Raw genomic sequence first — 14,578 nt, forward strand, 5'->3', positions numbered from 1 at the left:
TTTTTCATCTTCAGATTCAGGAATACTCCGATCCATGGGCAAATCGCTGGTCATTGTGGAATCCCCGGCCAAGGCCAAGACCATCAACAAGTACCTGGGCAGCCAGTACGTGGTGAAGTCGAGTATCGGCCACATCCGTGACCTTCCCACCAGCGGTTCCGCCAGTGCGAGCAAGGAACCGGCGGCCAAGCGCGGCAAGGCCGCGGCCGAGGCTCCGGCCTTGTCGCCGAAGGAAAAGGCACGCCGCACCCTGGTCGCGCGCATGGGCGTCGACCCGGAGGCAGGCTGGAAGGCCAAGTACGAGATCCTTCCCGGCAAGGAGAAGGTGATCGAGGAGCTGCGCCGCCTGGCCAAGGATGCCGACACCATCTACCTCGCAACCGACTTGGATCGCGAGGGGGAAGCCATTGCCTGGCACCTGCGCGAAGCCATCGGTGGTGACGACAGCCGCTACAAGCGCGTGGTGTTCAACGAGATCACCAAAAAGGCTATCCAGGAAGCCTTCTCCCAGCCGGGCGAGCTCGATATCGACCGGGTCAACGCCCAGCAGGCGCGGCGCTTCCTCGACCGCGTGGTCGGCTACATGGTCTCGCCGCTGTTGTGGGCCAAGATCGCCCGCGGCCTGTCTGCCGGCCGTGTGCAGTCGGTGGCGGTGAAGCTGGTGGTCGAGCGTGAGCGCGAGATCCGCGCGTTCAACCCGGAAGAGTACTGGGAAGTCCACGCCGACCTGGGCACCGCCAAGAACGCCAAGGTGCGTTTCGAAGTGGCCCGCGAGAAGGGCGAGGCCTTCAAGCCGCTCAACGAAGCCCAGGCCATGGCTGCTCTGGAGAAGCTCAAGGCCTCCAGCTACAGCGTGAGCAAGCGCGAGGACCGGCCGACCAGCAGCAAGCCTTCGGCCCCGTTCATCACTTCCACCCTGCAGCAGGCCGCGAGCAACCGCCTGGGCTACGGGGTGAAGAAGACCATGATGATGGCCCAGCGTCTGTACGAAGCCGGCTACATCACCTACATGCGTACCGACTCGACCAACCTGTCGACCGACGCCGTCGAGATGGCACGCAGCTACATCGAGAAAGAATTCGGCAAGCAGTACCTGCCCGCCGCGCCGATCGTCTACGGCAGCAAGGAAGGCGCCCAGGAGGCGCACGAGGCGATTCGCCCGTCGGACGTGAACACCCATCCGACCAAGCTCAGCGGCATGGAGCGTGACGCCGAGCGCCTGTACGAGTTGATCTGGCGCCAGTTCCTGGCCTGCCAGATGCCGCCGGCGCAATACCTGTCCACCAGCGTCACCGTGGTGGCCGGCGAGTTCGAGCTGCGTGCCAAGGGCCGCATCCTCAAGTTCGACGGTTACACCCGTGTCCTGCCGCAGCAGAGCAAGCCGGGCGAAGACGACGTGCTGCCGGAAATGGCCCAGGGCGAGGCGCTCAAGCTTATCCAGCTCGACCCCAGCCAGCACTTCACCAAGCCGCCGGCGCGCTTCACCGAAGCCAGCCTGGTCAAGGAAATGGAAAAGCGCGGCATCGGCCGTCCGTCGACCTACGCGGCGATCATCTCGACCATCCAGGATCGCGGTTATGTGACGCTGCACAACCGCCGGTTCTACTCCGAGAAGATGGGCGACATCGTCACCGAGCGCCTGTCCGAGAGCTTCGCCAACCTGATGGACTACGGCTTCACCGCCGGCATGGAAGAGAACCTCGACGATGTGGCCCAGGGCGAGCGTGACTGGAAGAACGTCCTCGACGAGTTCTATGGCGACTTCAGCAAGAAGCTGCAGACCGCCGAGTCTAGCGAGCACGGCATGCGCGCCAACCAGCCGACCCTGACCAACATCGCCTGCAAGGAATGCGGCCGGCCGATGATGATCCGTACCGCCTCCACCGGCGTGTTCCTCGGCTGCTCGGGTTACAGCCTGCCGCCGAAGGAGCGCTGCAAGGCCACGGTCAACCTGGTGCCGGGCGACGAGATCGCCGCCGACGACGAGGGCGAATCCGAGTCGCTGGTGCTGCGCGGCAAGCACCGCTGCCCGATCTGCTCGACGGCGATGGACGCCTACCTGCTCGACGAGAAGCGCAAGCTGCACATCTGTGGCAACAACCCGGACTGCGCCGGCTACGAGATCGAGGAAGGCAGCTACCGGATCAAGGGCTACGAAGGCCCGAGCCTGGAGTGCGACAAGTGCGGCAGCGAGATGCAGCTCAAGACCGGCCGTTTCGGCAAGTTCTTCGGTTGCACCAACGCCACCTGCAAGAACACCCGCAAGCTGCTCAAGAGCGGCGAGGCGGCGCCGCCGAAGATGGACAAGGTGGACATGCCGGAGCTCAAGTGCGAGAAGGTCGACGACACCTACGTGCTGCGCGACGGTGCCTCGGGCCTGTTCCTGGCTGCCAGCCAGTTCCCGAAAAACCGCGAAACCCGCGCGCCGCTGGTGCTGGAGATCGTGCCGCACAAGCACGAGATCGATCCGAAGTACCACTTCCTCTGCGAAGCGCCGCAGAAGGACCCGGACGGTCGCCCGACGGTGATTCGCTACAGCCGCAAGACCAAGGAGCAGTACGTGCAATCCGAAGTCGACGGCAAGCCGACCGGCTGGAAGGCGTTCTACGACGGCAAGGCGTGGAAGGTCGAAGACAAGCGCTGATCTGAGTCTCAGGCTCATCGCGGGGCAAGCCCGCTCCCACAGGTGTTCTGCAACCTCGTGGGAGCGGGCTTGCCCCGCGATCGTTTGTGCTTGCGGTAAAGTCGGCCAATCCCGGAAACTGGGGTATCGCCTTGCAGCCTTCAGGAGTCAGTCGAAATGGCCCAGGAACTCTACACCCGCACCAACCAGAAACTGTTCTTCGCCGGCCTTGCCCTGGAATCCATGGCCAAGGCCGCCGACAGCCAGGCCATGAACGCCCAGGGCCTGCTCCAGGCCGAGCGCGAATCGGCGCTGTTCCACCTGTATGGCGCGCTGCTGGGGCTGTGTCACGAGATCGCCGGCTTCTACCGTCTGCCCCAAGCCTCGACGTCACGGGCCGAACTGCTGTTCAGTGACGAGGTGCTGCAGAGCGTGGCGATCCCGGAAATGGCCGAGCTACTTGAGCTGGCTCGCCAGCCGGAAACCTGGCTGGCGCGCCTGCTGGCCGCTTATGCTGATTTGTTCCGACCGCCGGTCGCGAAGAAAGCCGTGAAGGGCGACGTCACCCAGCCGCTGATCCAGGCCGTCAATCTGGACGAGCCCGAGCCGGCCGAGCTATCCCGGGAGGAGCTTGAAGCCTGGCGACAGAACCTGAAAAGCCTGGTGAGACGATTCCGCGAAGCGCTGAGTGAGTGCTGACCGCCGCCATGGCTGGTACACTGATGGTCTTTCGTGAAAAGCAGGCCCTTTATGTCAACGTCCTTTCTAGAAATTGTCGAGTTGCCTGATGGCCGGATCGAGCTGCGCCGTGCCGAGGATGAAGGCTCCCTGGTGACCTTGGATTTCTCCGAGGATGCCAAGGCATTCCTGCAAGGACAGCATGTGGAAGTGGCCAAGGCCATGCTCAGTGTCGGCGTGCAGATGGCCGGCCGCCTCGTCGAGGGTGAGCTTGAGCGTGAAGAAGGGCCGCGCGTCCTTCACTGAGGCAGGTTACAGGCTCAGGGTTTCAAGTGTTTGACAGGCAAAGCCTGAACATCAGCCGAGGCGGATGTTCAGGCTTTGTGCGTTTCCGCTGGCGGCGGCGCGCTGAAGCTGTTGCCGGGCGCTGCCGTTGAGGGTGCCCAGCCAGCTGACCACGGTGTGGCTGTGGCCCAGGCGCAAGGCTTCGCAGGCCAGTTGCAGGGCGGTCTGGTTGCCGCCAGGTTGCAGCAGCAGGATGCGTTCACGGTTCAGGCCGGCATCGCGCAGCCAGGCCTGGGTGAGGCTGCCGGGCGGGGCGATGAGCGTCAGCCAGCGGCTGTCGTCTTCTTCGCTGAGTTCGCGCAGGATCGGCGCCAGCAGGCTCTGGCAATGCCCGGGCGCGCCGCGCAGGGCCAGTTCGCTGAACAGCTCTGGCTGGCTGCTCTTGCGCGCCACCGGGGCGGGCTTGAGGCCGGGCAGCACCGGCTGGGCGAGAAAGGCCTCGAACAGCGGCAGCTGGGCTTGCTGGGGTGCATGGGTGAACGGCTGCATGACGCCTCCTGGTTCAGCGGCGCAGGACGCCGACGCTCAAGCCCTCGATCACCAGTTCCTGTTCCTTCAGGTCAACTTCGATGGGGGCGAATTCGGGGTTTTCGGCGAGCAGCCAGACCTTGCTGCCTTCGCGCTTGAAGCGCTTGACGGTCACTTCGTCGCCGATGCGGGCCACCACCACCTGGCCATTGCGGGCTTCGCGGGTGGTGTGCACGGCCAGCAGGTCGCCGTCGAAGATGCCGATGTCCTTCATGCTCATGCCGTGTACGCGCAACAGGTAGTCGGCGCGGGGATGGAAGAAGGTCGGGTTGATGTTGCAGGATTCCTCGATGTGCTGCTCGGCGAGGATCGGCGCGCCGGCGGCGACCCGGCCGATGATGGGCAGGCCGCTGTCCTCGTGCTTTGGCTCAAGGCCGGGAATGCGGATGCCGCGGGAAGCGCCAGGAGTCATCTCGATGGCGCCCTTGCGGGCCAGGGCCTTCAGGTGTTCCTCGGCGGCGTTGGGCGACTTGAAGCCCAGCTCCTGGGCGATCTCGGCGCGGGTCGGCGGAAAGCCGTTGTCTTCGAGGCAGCGCTTGATGAAGGCCAGAATCTCGGCTTGGCGTGGCGTCAGTTTCAGCATGGGCGAGGGCTCTGTCTTTTTATACAGTGACTGGAATTATATACAGTGGCTCGCGGCCTGCAACCCACCCGGACCAAGAAAGATCGAAACGCCGACGCATCTTGTCGCTTGCAGCCTGACTCTTGGCGCTTTTAAATGGCGACCGACCGGTCACCCAGCCTTGACATCGGCAGGCCTGAAACGTATGTTTCAAACAACTGTTTGTCAGGCGGAGTAGTCATGGCCCAATCGGAAACCGTTGAACGCATCCTCGATGCGGCGGAGCAGCTGTTCGCGGAGCGTGGGTTCGCGGAAACCTCATTGCGGCTGATCACCAGCAAGGCCGGGGTCAACCTGGCGGCGGTGAACTACCATTTCGGTTCGAAGAAGGCCCTGATCCAGGCGGTGTTCTCGCGCTTCCTGGGGCCGTTCTGCGCGAGCCTTGAGCGTGAGCTGGAGCGCCGTCAGGCGCGTCCCGAGCAGAAAGCCTCGCTCGAGGAACTGCTGGAGATGCTGGTGGAGCAGGCCCTGGCCGTGCAGCCGCGCAGCAACAACGACCTGTCGATCTTCATGCGCCTGCTGGGCCTGGCTTTCAGCCAGAGCCAGGGGCACCTGCGGCGTTATCTGGAAGACATGTACGGCAAGGTGTTCCGCCGCTACATGCTGCTGGTCAACGAGGCCGCGCCACGCATCCCGCCGCTGGAGCTGTTCTGGCGCGTGCACTTCATGCTCGGCGCCGCGGCGTTCAGCATGTCGGGGATCAAGGCCCTGCGGGCCATCGCCGAGACCGATTTCGGCATCAACACCTCGATCGAGCAGGTCATGCGCCTGATGGTGCCGTTCCTGGCCGCCGGCATGCGCGCCGACAGCGGCGTCACCGACGAGGCCATGGCCACGGCGCAGCTGCGTCCGCGCAGCAAGTCCGCCACCCCCGCCAAGGCCTGAGTACTGGGCGGGGCAGGGCGCTTGCGCTAAGCTAGCGCGCATGCCTGACCTTGTCTCCCGCCGCATTTTCCGCCAGCACGGCCGCTTCGCCACTGAACCATCGGGCACTTCGTTGTCCGATGTTTGCGTGCGCCTGCGCCACGGCCAAGCGCCCCTGGACCTCCCATGAAGGATTCCCTATGACTGCCAGCCTGCAAGGCTCCCTGATGGTGGATATCGCCGGTAAATGGCTGACCGCCGAAGACCGCCATCTGCTGCGCCAGCCCGAAGTGGCCGGCCTGATCATCTTCGCCCGCAACATCGACAGCCCGCGCCAGGTGCGCGAGCTGTGCGCGTCGATCCGCGCGATTCGCCCCGAGCTGATCCTCGCCGTGGACCAGGAAGGCGGGCGGGTCCAGCGCCTGCGCCAGGGCTTCGTGCGCCTGCCGGCCATGCGTGCGATCGCCGACAACACCAATGCCGAGTACCTGGCCGAGCAGTGCGGCTGGCTGATGGCCACCGAGGTGCTGGCGGTGGGCCTGGACCTGAGCTTCGCCCCGGTGCTGGACCTCGATCACCAGCGCAGCGCCGTGGTCGGCAGCCGCGCCTTTGAAGGCAATCCGCAGCGTGCCACCGAGCTGGCCGGTGCGTTCATCCGCGGCATGAACGCCGCGGGCATGGCCGCCTGCGGCAAGCATTTCCCCGGCCACGGCTGGGCCGAAGCCGACTCCCATGTGGCGATCCCGGTCGACGAACGTAGCCTCGAGCAGCTGCGCGCTACCGACCTGGTGCCGTTCACCCAGCTGGGTGGCCAGTTGGCGGCGGTGATGCCGGCCCATGTGATCTATCCGCAGGTCGACAACCAGCCGGCCGGCTTCTCCCGGCGCTGGCTGCAGGACATCCTGCGCGGCGAGCTGGGCTTCGACGGGGTGATCTTCAGCGACGACCTGTCCATGGCCGGCGCCCATGTGGTGGGCGATGCCGCCAGTCGTATCGAGGCGGCCCTGAGCGCCGGCTGCGACATGGGCCTGGTGTGCAACGACCGGGCGGCGGCGGAGCTGGCGTTGAGCGCGGCGCAACGGATGAAGGTCAAGCCGTCGCCGCGAATCGCGCGGATGCGCGGGCAGGGCTTTGCGCGTACCGATTACCGCCAGCAGCCGCGTTGGCTGGAGGCGTTGGGGGCGTTGAAGGAAGCCCAGCTGGTCGACTGACCGCGTTGGCTTCTTCGCGGGTAAACCCCCACCGGCATGGCGGGTGGCTTGAGGGCTGCGCGGTCGCTGTAGGAGCGGCTTCAGCCGCGAACACCGGCATAGCCGGTGCCAGGCAGCGCGTCGCCTGCTTCGCGGGTAAACCCGCTCCCACAGGGATCGCGGCAGATTCTAAAAATTGAGCAAGACAGTTGCTCCCACAGGCAAGGCGTCACCCTCAAGGAATACGCCGATCCTGTGGGAGCGGGTTTACCCGCGAAGAGGCCAGCACGGGAAAAGCCTGGCTTAACGCCCGCGCTTACCCGGCAACGGCGCGAACAGCGCCTCGATCTCGTCATCCCCCAGCCGCCATTGCCCGGCCTGCCCGCCATCGAGCAGCCCGGCCGCCAGCGCCGCCTTCTCCTGCTGCAACTGCTGGATCTTCTCCTCCACCGTCCCCCGGGTGATCAGCTTGAACACGAACACCGGCTTGTCCTGACCGATGCGGTAGGCGCGGTCGGTGGCCTGGTTCTCGCTGGCCGGGTTCCACCACGGGTCGTAGTGGATCACGGTGTCGGCGGCGGTCAGGTTCAGCCCGGTGCCACCGGCCTTGAGGCTGATCAGGAACACCTCGCTGTCGCCGTTCTGGAACTGTTGCACCGGCGCGCGGCGGTCGCGGGTGTCGCCGGTCAGCAGGCTGTAGCGGATGCCGCGCTTTTCCAGCTCGAACTCGATCAGTGCCAGCATCGAGGTGAACTGCGAGAACAGCAGCACCTTGCGCCCCTCGCTGAGCAGCTCCTCGAGCATCTCCAGCAGGCTGCCCAGCTTGCCCTTGTCGGCGAACGTGCCCTTGGCCTCGGTGCCCTTGACCAGGCGCAGGTCGCAGCATACCTGGCGCAGCTTGAGCAGGGCATCGAGGATGACGATCTGGCTGCGGGCGGCGCCGTTGCGGGCGATTTCGTCGCGGACCTTCTTGTCCATCGCCACCCGCACCGCCTCGTAGGTGTCGCGCTGGGCGTCGCTGAGCTCGACCCAGTGGATCATCTCGGTCTTGGCCGGCAGCTCGGTGGCCACCTGCTCCTTGGTGCGGCGCAGCAGGAACGGGCGGATACGGCTGGCCAGGTGGCCCATGCGCTCGGCGTCGCCGTGGCGCTCGATCGGGGTGCGGTAGTCCTGGGTGAAGCGCTTGCTCTCGCCCAGCCAGCCGGGCATCAGGAAGTGGAAGATCGACCACAGTTCGCCGAGGTTGTTCTCCATCGGCGTGCCGGTCAGGCACAGCCGCTGGTTGGCCTGCAGCTCACGCACGGCCTGGGCGGCCTTGCTGGTGCTGCTCTTGATGTTCTGCGCCTCGTCCAGCACCAGCAGGTGCCAGGGCTGGGCCTTGAGGTGTTCCAGATCGCGAGGGACGAGGGCGTAGGTGGTCAGCACCAGGTCGTAGTCGGCCAGCTTGGCGAAGTGCTTGTTGCGGCTGGGGCCGTGCAGGGCCAGGACGCGCAGGTCGGGGGCGAAGCGCCGGGCCTCGTCGAGCCAGTTGGGCACCAGGCTGGTGGGCATCACCGCCAGCGCCGGGTGGGCCAGGCGCCCGGCTTCCTTCTCCAGCAGCAGGTGGGCCAGGGTCTGCAGGGTCTTGCCCAGGCCCATGTCGTCACCGAGGATGCCGCCGGTGCCCATTTCGCGCAGGGCCTGCAGCCAGTTCAGGCCTTGCTGCTGGTAGGGGCGCAGGGTGGCGTTCAGGCCCTTGGGCGGCGCCACCTGCAGGTCGCGGGCGTCGCGCAGGCGCCGGCCCAGGTCGCGCACATGACTCCCTCCCTCCCACTGCAACGGCAGGTGGTCGATGTCGTTCAGGCGCGCGGCGTCGGCGCGCTCCAGGCGCAGGCTCGGGCCGCTGGCGTCGTTGTGCAGGTACAGCTCGCCCAGGGTGCCCATCACTGCCTTGATCCGCCCGTAGGGCAGGGCGACCCGCAGCGCCGGGCTGTCGTGGCGGGCGCGGTTGAGGTCGATCAGCAGGTGTTCGTCGTCACTGCGCCGTGCCAGTTCGCTGGGGCGCAGCAGCTCGGGGCTGGCGCGCAGCAGTTGCAGGACGATGGGCAGCAGGCTGTGGCGCTGGCCATCGACGACGATGCCCAGCTCCAGGTCGAACCACTCATGGCCCGGCGCTTCGTCGATGGTGGCGTACCAGTCGTCGACCTCGTGCAGGTTGAAGGCGAAGTCGCGGTGCACATCGATGGCCCAGCCGGCCTCGCGCAGGCGCGGCAGGCCCTCGCGGGCGAAGCGCAGCCAGGCTTCGTCGTCGGGCAGCTGGTACATCTCGCCGGCGCTGTCGGGCAGGGCCTTGCTCTGGCGGGTGGCGGGCTTGAAGCCATGCTCGCGCAATGCCTTGCGCAGGGCCTGCTCGGCCTGGGGCTGGCGGCGGATGCGTTGGCTGGTGCTGCCCACCAGACGGCTCAGCGGCTTGTCGTCGCCGCCACTGGCGCGCAGGCCGTCGTAGTCGAACGCCAGTGCGGCGCGGTGCTGCATCTGCCGTTGCATGCGCCCGGTCTTGGGTGTGTAGGCGCTGAACTCGAGGCTGCCGAGGGTCAGGTGCGGGGTCGGCGCGATGTCGTCGAGCTGCTCCTGCTGCACGGTGGTGGGCGTCGGCAGGTGATGGTTGAGGGCGTTGAGCTTGTGGCTGAGGGGCACGATGAGGTGTTCCGGTACATCGGGAGCAAGGGACAGCTGCAGGGCAGTGTGCGGATCCAGGTCGTGGGAAACGCTGCCGACCTCATGGGTGTCGAGGTCGAAGTAGTACAGCGGCACCAGCGGCAGCACGCAATTGAGCGGTTCCTCGCCGTTGTACCACATGCCCCTGTAGTCGCCGTTGCCCAGGCGTACCCAGCGGAAGTCCGCCTGACGAGGCGCGCCCTGAGTCAGCAGGGGCAGGTCTTCGATGAACATCAGGCGCCCGGTGTCCAGCGCCCGCTGCAGCAACTCGCCGCCCTCGAGCCCCTTGAGCGCATAGCCGCGCTCGTGGCCGTAGGGCGCGGTCTGCGCCGAGAGCTGGCGAAGGATGCGCAGGTCCTCTTCCTTGACGAACTTCGGGGGCTCGTAGAGCAGTTCGTACAGCGACTGGATGCGGCTGTAGCGAATGCCGTGCTCTTCGCGGGTGCCCTTGCGCACACGCAATGCGCAACTGCTGTGGTCGTCGTTGAGCGCCAGCTGGTAGCAGACCATGCGGCCCCGTTTGTCTTCGGCGTCGCCCTGTCGGGATGTGGGCGGCTCCAGCCCCTGCAGCCAGTGCTGCAGGTGATGGGGCAACTGGTCGCCGTTGGCCGCGCCGTGTCCGTGGCTGTTGGCCAGGGTATAGAGCGCTGCGGCGCAGTGCTTGCAGTTGGTGCCCACCGGACAGGAGCAGTCGCCGCGCACATGGCATTGCCCGGAGGGGCCGGCAGTGATGATGATCCGCTGGCGGTAGATGTTGCCGCCGCTGCCGTGGCAGGTGGACTCGATGCGCGAGTCGCCGTGGGACTGGATCTGCACCAGGCCCTGTTCGGCGTAGCGTTCGCCACGTTGCAGGGTGGCCGCTGAAAAATCGCGCTTCCAGCTCGGATTCTCGGCTGCCAGCTTCTGCACATCGGCGTTCACGGTTTCACTGCTCCATCATTTCCGGATCCGGCAGCGGGATCTTGCGCATGCCGGCCGGCGAAACCCTGAGCAGCAGCGCCAGGTGCCCGCCATCGAAGAAGGTCAGCTGGCCGGCCTTCATGTTGCTGTTGCTCTGCTTGAGCTGTTCGCTCTGCATCACGCTGCCGTTGCCGTCGAGCTGGTTGACCCAGAAGTTGGCATCGACGGCGATGAAGCGATCTTCCCTGATGCTCAGGTTGCCTTCGATGGGGAAGTGCCCAAACTGCTCGTCACCGGCGCTCACGGCGACGGTATCACCGTCCTGCTGCCAGGCCTTGTGCAGCAGCACGGTGTAGTCGGCGGTGGCCTGCAGGCGGGTGACTTCGTCACCCAGGCCGGTCGGGCGCTCGGCGCCTTTTTCCAGGCGTGGCGCGCCGGCGCTCCAGTCTTCCGGGGCGAATGGGCTGGTGATCGCCGGCACGGCGTTCTGCCGCACCAGGATCATTTCCACCTGGTAGGGGCCTGCGGCGAAGGCAGCCGGCGCGAGCAGGGCCAGCAGCAGGGTCAGGCAACGGATGGCACGCATGAAGCTTCCTTATGGATTTTGTGGAGTGAGGCGCTCGAACAGCGCTTCCAGGGTGTTGAAACGTTCTTCGGGGCGTTCCATCGGCACCAGGAAGCGGAACTGGGTCGCGCCTTCGAACTTGTAGCGTTTGGGCTGGCCCTGGATCAGCTTGATCAGGGTCAGCGGGTCGACCGGTGTCTCGGCCTCGAACTCGAGCTTGCCGCCGTTGGGGCCGGCGTCGACTTTCTTGATGCCGAGCTTTTCCGCCTGCAGCTTGAGCAGGGTCAGGCGCATCAGGTTCTTGGTCGGCTCTGGCAGCAGGCCGAAGCGGTCGATCATTTCCACCTGCAGGTCCTTGAGGCCCTCTTCGTCGGCCGCCGAGGCGATGCGCTTGTAGAGGATCAGGCGCGCATGCACGTCGGGCAGGTAGTCCTCGGGGATCAGCGCCGGCAGGCGCAGGTTGATCTCCGGGCCGCCGCCGAGCGGCTGCTCGAGGTTCGGCTGGGCGCCCTTGCGGATGGCCTTGACCGCGCGCTCGAGCATTTCCATGTACAGGGTGAAGCCGACCGCCTGGATCTGCCCGCTCTGGCCTTCGCCGAGCAGCTCGCCGGCACCACGGATCTCCAGGTCGTTGGTGGCCAGGACAAAGCCGGCGCCCAGGTCCTGGGTGTTGGCGATGGCCTCCAGGCGCTTTTCGGCATCGGCGCTGATCTGCTGGCGCGGTGGCGTCAGCAGGTAGGCGTAGGCCTGGTGGTGGCTACGGCCGACCCGGCCGCGCAGCTGGTGCAGCTGGGCCAGGCCGAACTTGTCTGCGCGCTCGATGACGATGGTGTTGGCGCTGGGCACGTCGATGCCGGTCTCGATGATGGTCGAGGCGATCAGCACGTTGAAGCGCTTGTGGTAGAAGTCGCTCATCACCTGCTCGAGTTCGCGCTCGCGCATCTGCCCGTGGCCGATGCCGATGCGCGCCTCGGGCACCAGTTCGGCCAGTTCCGCAGCGCACTTCTCGATGGTCTTGACGTCGTTGTGCAGGTAGTACACCTGGCCGCCGCGCAGCAGTTCGCGCAGCAGCGCTTCCTTGATCGTGCTCTTGTTCTGCTCCATGACGAAGGTGCGCACCGACAGGCGCCTGGCCGGCGGGGTGGCGATGATCGACAGGTCGCGCATGCCCGACACCGCCATGTTCAGCGTGCGCGGAATCGGCGTTGCGGTCAGGGTGAGGATGTCCACCTCGCTGCGCAGGGCCTTGAGCTGCTCTTTCTGGCGCACGCCGAAGCGGTGCTCCTCGTCGATGATGGCCAGGCCCAGGTCCTTGAAGCGCACATCGTCCTGCAGCAGCTTGTGGGTGCCGATGAGAATGTCGATCTTGCCCTCGGCCAGGTCCGCCGCGGCGCTGGCGACTTCCTTGGCCGACTTGAAGCGGCTCATCACCTCGACCTTCACCGGCCAGTCGGCGAAGCGGTCGCGGAAGCTGTTGTAGTGCTGCTGGGCGAGCAGGGTGGTGGGTACCAGCAATGCGACCTGGCGTCCGCCGTGCACGGCGATGAAGGCGGCGCGCATGGCCACCTCGGTCTTGCCGAAGCCGACGTCGCCACACACCAGGCGGTCCATCGGCTGGCCGGCGAGCATGTCGGCGCGTACCGCCTCGATGGCGGCCTGCTGGTCGGGGGTTTCCTCGAACGGGAAACCGGCGCTGAAGGTGGCGTAGTCGGCGGCCGGGTCGGCGAAGGCGTAGCCTTTGCGCGCGGCGCGGCGGGCATAGATGTCGAGCAGCTCGGCGGCAACATCGCGCACCTGTTCGGCAGCCTTGCGCTTGGCTTTCTGCCAGGCTTCGGAGCCCAGCCGGTGCAGTGGCGCCAGGGCGTCGTCGCTGCCGGTGTAGCGGGCGATCAGGTGCAGGTTGGCCACCGGCACGTAGAGCTTGGCGCCCTCGGCGTATTCGAGGGTGAGGAACTCGGCGGCCTGGCCGTCGATCTCCAGGGTTGCCAGGCCCAGGTAGCGGCCCACGCCGTGGTCGATGTGCACCACCGGGGCGCCTTCGCGCAGCTCGGTGAGGTTCTTGATCACCGCGTCGTTTGCCGCCTCGCCGCGTTTCTCGCGGCGCCGGCGCTGCATCACGCGCTGGCCGAACAGCGGGCTTTCGGCGACCAGGGCCAGGCTGGGGTCGTCCAGCAGCAGGCCGTCGTCCAGCGGCGCGATGGTGATCGCCAGGCGTTCGCCGCCGCTGACGAAGTCGGCCCAGCCGTCGACGGTGTGGGGGCGCAGCTTCAGGCGTTCGAGCAGCTCCAGCAGCACTTCGCGCCGGCCCGCCGATTCCGCCGTGAACAGCACGCGGCCGGGGAACTGGTCGAGGAAGTTCGACAGCTCCGCCAGCGGCTGGTTGGCCTTGGCCTCGATCGCCAGGTTGGGCAGGGCGCGGGCCGGGAAGCGCTCGCGGCCAACGCCGGGCTCGACGTCGTCGGCACCGATCACCACCCGTGGCCATTGCTTGAGGCGGGCGAAGCAGTCCTCCACCGGCATGAACAGCTCCGCCGGCGGCAGCAGTGGCCGGCTGAGGTCGCCGCGGCGTTCTTCATAGCGCCCGCGCACGTCGTTCCAGAAGTGCTCGGCGGCCTGCTCCACGCCCGGCAGGGAGAACACCTGGGTGTCGGCCGGCAGGTAGTCGAACAGGGTGGCGGTCTCTTCGAAGAACAGCGGCAGGTAGTACTCGATACCGGCGGGAATGATGCCGCTGGTGAGGTCCTGGAAGATCGCGCTGCGGCGGAAGTCCACGTCGAAGCGTTCGCGGAAGCGCGCCTTGAAGCGCGTAACCTCGTCCTTCTGCATGGGGAACTCACGCGCCGGCAACAGGCGGATCGAGTCGACCTTGTCGATCGAGCGCTGCGACTCCGGGTCGAAGGTGCGCAGGGTCTCGATCTCGTCGTCGAACAGGTCGATGCGGTACGGCTGCTTGCTGCCCATGGGGAACAGGTCGATCAGCGCGCCGCGCACGGCGAACTCGCCATGCTCGTAGACCGTGTCGACGCAGCGGTAGCCGCTGGCTTCCAGGCGCGTGCGCATCTGCTCGACGTCGATCTTCTGGCCGACGTCCAGCACCAGGCTGCTGCCCAGCAGGAAGCGCGTGGGGGCCAGGCGGTGCAGGGCGGTGGTGATCGGCACGACGAGGATGCCGTGGTCCAGCTCCGGCAGCCGGTAGAGGCTGGCGATGCGCTGGGAGATGATGTCCTGGTGCGGCGAGAACAGGTCGTAGGGCAGGGTTTCCCAATCGGGGAACGGCAGCACCGGCAGCGCCGGCGCGAAGAAGCGCAGCTCCTGCTCGAGGCGGTCGGCCGCCTGGCTGTCGGCGGTCAGCAGCAAGGTGAAGCGACCGGCGGTACTGGCCGCCTCGGCGATGGCCAGGCTCAAGGCGGCGCCGGGCAGGTTGCCCCAGGTTTGTTTGCCGGCCGTGGCCGACATTTGCGGTAGGCGCAGAACTGACACGGGAGATCGGACTCCAAGCGTTGCGGCAAAGAGGTCGATTGTACCGGTGACGGGGCTCGCTGTCAGGCTCGCGAGGGCATGACGAC

10 protein-coding genes are annotated in these 14,578 nt (G+C 66.6%); 5 read left to right on the forward strand and 5 right to left on the reverse strand.

The features are described 5' to 3' along the window. Window positions 1-34 precede the first annotated feature (34 nt). The 3 genes from topA (at window position 35) to LU671_RS14860 (ending at window position 3,607) form a co-directional block, all read left to right on the forward strand. Complete coding sequence (topA, locus tag LU671_RS14850; protein ID WP_203647459.1) at window positions 35-2,644, forward strand: type I DNA topoisomerase; 2,610 nt, start codon at window positions 35-37, stop codon at window positions 2,642-2,644. 156 nt (window positions 2,645-2,800) lie between these two features. Beyond that, on the forward strand, window positions 2,801-3,322 hold the full coding sequence (locus LU671_RS14855; RefSeq protein ID WP_232856044.1) for a DUF6586 family protein: 522 nt from the start codon (window positions 2,801-2,803) through the stop codon (window positions 3,320-3,322). Between the two features lie 51 nt (window positions 3,323-3,373). Then, complete coding sequence (locus LU671_RS14860; RefSeq protein ID WP_203647457.1) at window positions 3,374-3,607, forward strand: hypothetical protein; 234 nt, start codon at window positions 3,374-3,376, stop codon at window positions 3,605-3,607. Between the two features lie 51 nt (window positions 3,608-3,658). Here LU671_RS14860 and sulA read toward each other — a convergent pair whose 3' ends face one another. Continuing rightward, on the reverse strand, window positions 3,659-4,135 hold the full coding sequence (gene sulA, locus LU671_RS14865) for an SOS-induced cell division inhibitor SulA (protein ID WP_232856045.1): 477 nt from the start codon (window positions 4,133-4,135) through the stop codon (window positions 3,659-3,661). Window positions 4,136-4,148: 13 nt separating this feature from the next. Then, complete coding sequence (lexA, locus tag LU671_RS14870) at window positions 4,149-4,757, reverse strand: transcriptional repressor LexA (protein WP_232856046.1); 609 nt, start codon at window positions 4,755-4,757, stop codon at window positions 4,149-4,151. 219 nt (window positions 4,758-4,976) lie between these two features. Here lexA and LU671_RS14875 point away from each other — a divergent pair, with 219 nt between their 5' ends. Next, complete coding sequence (locus LU671_RS14875) at window positions 4,977-5,681, forward strand: TetR/AcrR family transcriptional regulator (RefSeq protein WP_203647455.1); 705 nt, start codon at window positions 4,977-4,979, stop codon at window positions 5,679-5,681. 191 nt (window positions 5,682-5,872) lie between these two features. Next, the gene (nagZ, locus tag LU671_RS14880) at window positions 5,873-6,871 is read left to right on the forward strand and encodes a beta-N-acetylhexosaminidase (protein WP_203652683.1); all 999 of its coding nucleotides are present in this window, start codon (window positions 5,873-5,875) and stop codon (window positions 6,869-6,871) included. A 282-nt stretch (window positions 6,872-7,153) separates the two neighbouring features. Here nagZ and LU671_RS14885 read toward each other — a convergent pair whose 3' ends face one another. The 3 genes from LU671_RS14885 to mfd all read right to left on the reverse strand — a co-directional run bounded on the left by LU671_RS14885 (window position 7,154) and on the right by mfd (window position 14,492). Continuing rightward, window positions 7,154-10,057, reverse strand: a complete 2,904-nt coding sequence (locus LU671_RS14885; protein WP_442964132.1) for a DEAD/DEAH box helicase — start codon at window positions 10,055-10,057, stop codon at window positions 7,154-7,156. A 415-nt stretch (window positions 10,058-10,472) separates the two neighbouring features. Then, window positions 10,473-11,033: a CsiV family protein gene (locus tag LU671_RS14890; protein WP_186713687.1), complete on the reverse strand. Its 561-nt coding sequence runs from the start codon at window positions 11,031-11,033 to the stop codon at window positions 10,473-10,475. Between the two features lie 9 nt (window positions 11,034-11,042). After that, complete coding sequence (gene mfd, locus LU671_RS14895; protein ID WP_232856048.1) at window positions 11,043-14,492, reverse strand: transcription-repair coupling factor; 3,450 nt, start codon at window positions 14,490-14,492, stop codon at window positions 11,043-11,045. Between the last annotated feature and the right edge of the window lie 86 nt (window positions 14,493-14,578).

The sequence above is a fragment of the Pseudomonas sp. NMI760_13 genome, from assembly GCF_021283245.1.
In the GTDB taxonomy this organism is placed as follows: Bacteria; Pseudomonadota; Gammaproteobacteria; order Pseudomonadales; family Pseudomonadaceae; genus Aquipseudomonas; species Aquipseudomonas peradeniyensis.

Bases quoted from the DNA above. Each gene is read 5' to 3' on its own strand.
- LU671_RS14855 (WP_232856044.1), top strand. From the start codon at position 2,801: ATGGCCCAGGAACTCTACACCCGCACCAACCAGAAACTGTTCTTCGCC.
- sulA (WP_232856045.1), bottom strand. From the start codon at position 4,135: ATGCAGCCGTTCACCCATGCACCCCAGCAAGCCCAGCTGCCGCTGTTC.
- LU671_RS14885 (WP_442964132.1), bottom strand. From the start codon at position 10,057: ATGGTCTGCTACCAGCTGGCGCTCAACGACGACCACAGCAGTTGCGCA.
- LU671_RS14875 (WP_203647455.1), top strand. From the start codon at position 4,977: ATGGCCCAATCGGAAACCGTTGAACGCATCCTCGATGCGGCGGAGCAG.
- LU671_RS14890 (WP_186713687.1), bottom strand. From the start codon at position 11,033: ATGCGTGCCATCCGTTGCCTGACCCTGCTGCTGGCCCTGCTCGCGCCG.
- lexA (WP_232856046.1), bottom strand. From the start codon at position 4,757: ATGCTGAAACTGACGCCACGCCAAGCCGAGATTCTGGCCTTCATCAAG.
- topA (WP_203647459.1), top strand. From the start codon at position 35: ATGGGCAAATCGCTGGTCATTGTGGAATCCCCGGCCAAGGCCAAGACC.
- LU671_RS14860 (WP_203647457.1), top strand. From the start codon at position 3,374: ATGTCAACGTCCTTTCTAGAAATTGTCGAGTTGCCTGATGGCCGGATC.